The 2,462-nt window shown below is 68.3% G+C and carries 2 protein-coding genes; both read right to left on the bottom strand.

The window, feature by feature from the left end; translation table 11 throughout:
- Positions 1-5: 5 nt before the first annotated feature.
- The gene (istB, locus tag Q1A87_RS23300; protein WP_299657194.1) at positions 6-818 is read right to left on the bottom strand and encodes an IS21-like element helper ATPase IstB; all 813 of its coding nucleotides are present in this window, start codon (positions 816-818) and stop codon (positions 6-8) included.
- Positions 815-2,302: an IS21 family transposase gene (istA, locus tag Q1A87_RS23295; RefSeq protein ID WP_299657191.1), complete on the bottom strand. Its 1,488-nt coding sequence runs from the start codon at positions 2,300-2,302 to the stop codon at positions 815-817. Before istA ends, istB begins: the two co-directional genes overlap by 4 nt.
- Between the last annotated feature and the right edge of the window lie 160 nt (positions 2,303-2,462).

The following is a 2,462-nucleotide window of genomic DNA, read 5'->3' as shown; positions in this document are numbered from 1 at the left end:
GAGCGTCAATCAGCGAGCGTTTTCGGTGTCGCGCGTGTCGGTGGTCGACCGGGTCCCTTGCGGCGTTCGACAGCGGTGCGACGCCGGTAGCTCTCGACATTGAGTTCGAAGATCGTCGCGTGATGCACGAGGCGGTCGACGGCGGCGAGCGTCATGGCTGGATCGGGGAAGATCCGGTTCCACTCGCCGAAGGGCTGGTTTGCGGTGATCAGGAGGGATCGGCGTTCGTAGCGCGCGCTGATCAGCTCGAAAAGGACGCTGGTCTCGGCCTGGTCCTTGGTGACGTAGGCGAGGTCGTCGAGGATCAGGAGATGATACTTGTCGAGCTTGGCGATAGCGGATTCCAGGGCAAGCTCGCGCCGGGCGACCTGGAGTTTCTGGACGAGATCGGTGGTGCGGGCGAAGAGCACGCGCCAGCCGTTCTCGACGAGCCCGAGGCCGATGGCGGCGGCGAGATGGGATTTCCCGCCACCCGGCGGGCCGAACACGAGCAGGTTGTCGCCCTTCTCGAGCCAGCTGTCGCCGGCGACGAGCGCCATGACCTGAGCCTTCGACAGCATTGGCACGGCGGCGAAGTCGAAGCTGTCGAGGGTCTTGCCGGGCGGCAGGCGCGCCTCGGCGAGGTGGCGCTCGATGCGGCGCCGAGCGCGTTCGGCGATCTCGTGCTCGGCCAGAGCTGCGAGGAAGCGAGCGGCGGGCCAGCCTTCCTTGTCGGCGCGTTCGGCAAAGCCGGGCCAGATATGCTTGATGCCCGGCAGGCGCAGATCGCCAAGCAGAAGACCGAGGCGAGCGTCATCGACGGGATCGGTCGCGTTCATATCGCAGCTCCCTCGACAGGCGTTGCGTCGGTCAAGGCATCGTAGACACTGAGCGGCGCCATGGTGACCGTGACCTGGGGCAGCGCCTCGGGGTCGGGCTGGAAGCGGGCCTGGATCGTAGCGAGAGCCGGAAGATCGCCTGCGTCGAGGCTGGCGTCGATCAGGGCAGCGAGATCGGCCTCGCAGCCGCGCTCATGGGCGATCGCCAATGCGCCCACCACGAGCTTGCAGGCAGCCCGCTCCGGCAGCGCCTCCATCGCGGCGTCGTAGAGGCGGCGATAGGCGTCCCGAGGGAACAGCTGATCGCGGTAGACGAGGCCGGGCAACGCCATGGGCTTGGCGCGCAACGCGTGGATGACATGGCGGTAGTCGACAACATGGGCGCGGCGCCGGTCGCCGTATCCGCGACCGCGCGGCAGCGTCATCAGAGGCGTGCCGCCGAGGAAGACCTCGAGCCTGTCGTCATGGAGCCGCACGCGGAGCCGGTGGCCGATCAGGCGCGAGGGTACGGTGTAGAAGACCCGGCGGAGCATGAAGCCCCCGGACGAGGTGACGGTCACCATCGTCTCCTCGCCGTCCTCGGCCCGCCGCGGCGGCAGAAGCCGCAGCACGGCCCGCTCGGCATCGATGCGCTTGCGGTTGCGGGCGTTGCGTCGGCCGATCAGTTCGTCGACGAAGCGGCGATACTCGGCGATGGTGTCGAAGTCGCGCGAACCCCGCAGGAGCAGCGCATCCTCCACCACGCGCTTGAGATGATTGTGGGCCACCTCGATCGTGCCGTTCTCGTGGGCGACCCCGCGGTTGTTGCGGCTGGCAGCCATGCCATAGTGGCCGCAGAGCGCGTGGTATCGGGCAGTCCAGTCCTCCTCGACCTCCGGCGCAAGGTTGCGGAAAGCGGCCGAGAGGCTGTCGCTGCGATGCTCCCGCGGTGCCCCACCGAGCGTCCAGAGCGCGTCCTGCAACCCCGCCGCCAATGCCACGAAGCTTTCGCCGCCGAGAACGACATGGGCATGCTCGAAGCCGCTGAAGGCCAGGCGGAAGTGGTAGAGCCGGTGCGACAGCATCTCGCCCGCGACCATCACGCCGGAACCGGCCATGTCGGTGAAGTCGGACAAGCCCATCCGGCCCGGCTCGTGGGTCTGGCGGAAGATCACCTCCCGTTCCGGGCCGTGCAGCGCGCGCCACTGGCGAATGCGCCGCTCCAGCGTCCGCCGGACGCCGGTTCCCAGACCGGGATGCCGACGCATCAGCTCCTCGAAGACCGCGACAGGTCGCAGACCGGGACATACTTCGAGCATCGGGACGACCTCGGTGTCGAAGACTGCCGCCAGGGGATCGGGACGGCGCCGCTCGCGTGGAACATGCTTCTCGGAGGGCGCGCGCGGGTCGTGCGAAATGCGATAGCCGGTTGCGGTGCTGAACCCGGCCCGGGCCGCGGCGACGGGGATCGGGGCGTTCTTACGATGCGTCATGAAGAGCCTCATCTGGTGATCGGTCACGTGGCGGCCGGGCACAAGCGCGCCTCCATACAGAGAAAGCACCCCTATACCCCGACCGGCCGCGATCACCCCGCCGAACCCGGACCTTCGGTCGGGCTACGCCCTTCCTGCGGTCCGGGTTCGGCGGCCCGTTCTCATCCAGATT

Origin of the sequence: uncultured Jannaschia sp., from assembly GCF_947494055.1 — a bacterium.
Lineage (GTDB): Bacteria > Pseudomonadota > Alphaproteobacteria > Rhodobacterales > Rhodobacteraceae > Jannaschia.
This window is presented reverse-complemented; position numbering and strand designations above follow the sequence as displayed.

Coding starts and splice junctions, on each gene's coding strand:
- istA (WP_299657191.1), bottom strand. CDS start 2,302: ATGAGGCTCTTCATGACGCATCGTAAGAACGCCCCGATCCCCGTCGCC.
- istB (WP_299657194.1), bottom strand. CDS start 818: ATGAACGCGACCGATCCCGTCGATGACGCTCGCCTCGGTCTTCTGCTT.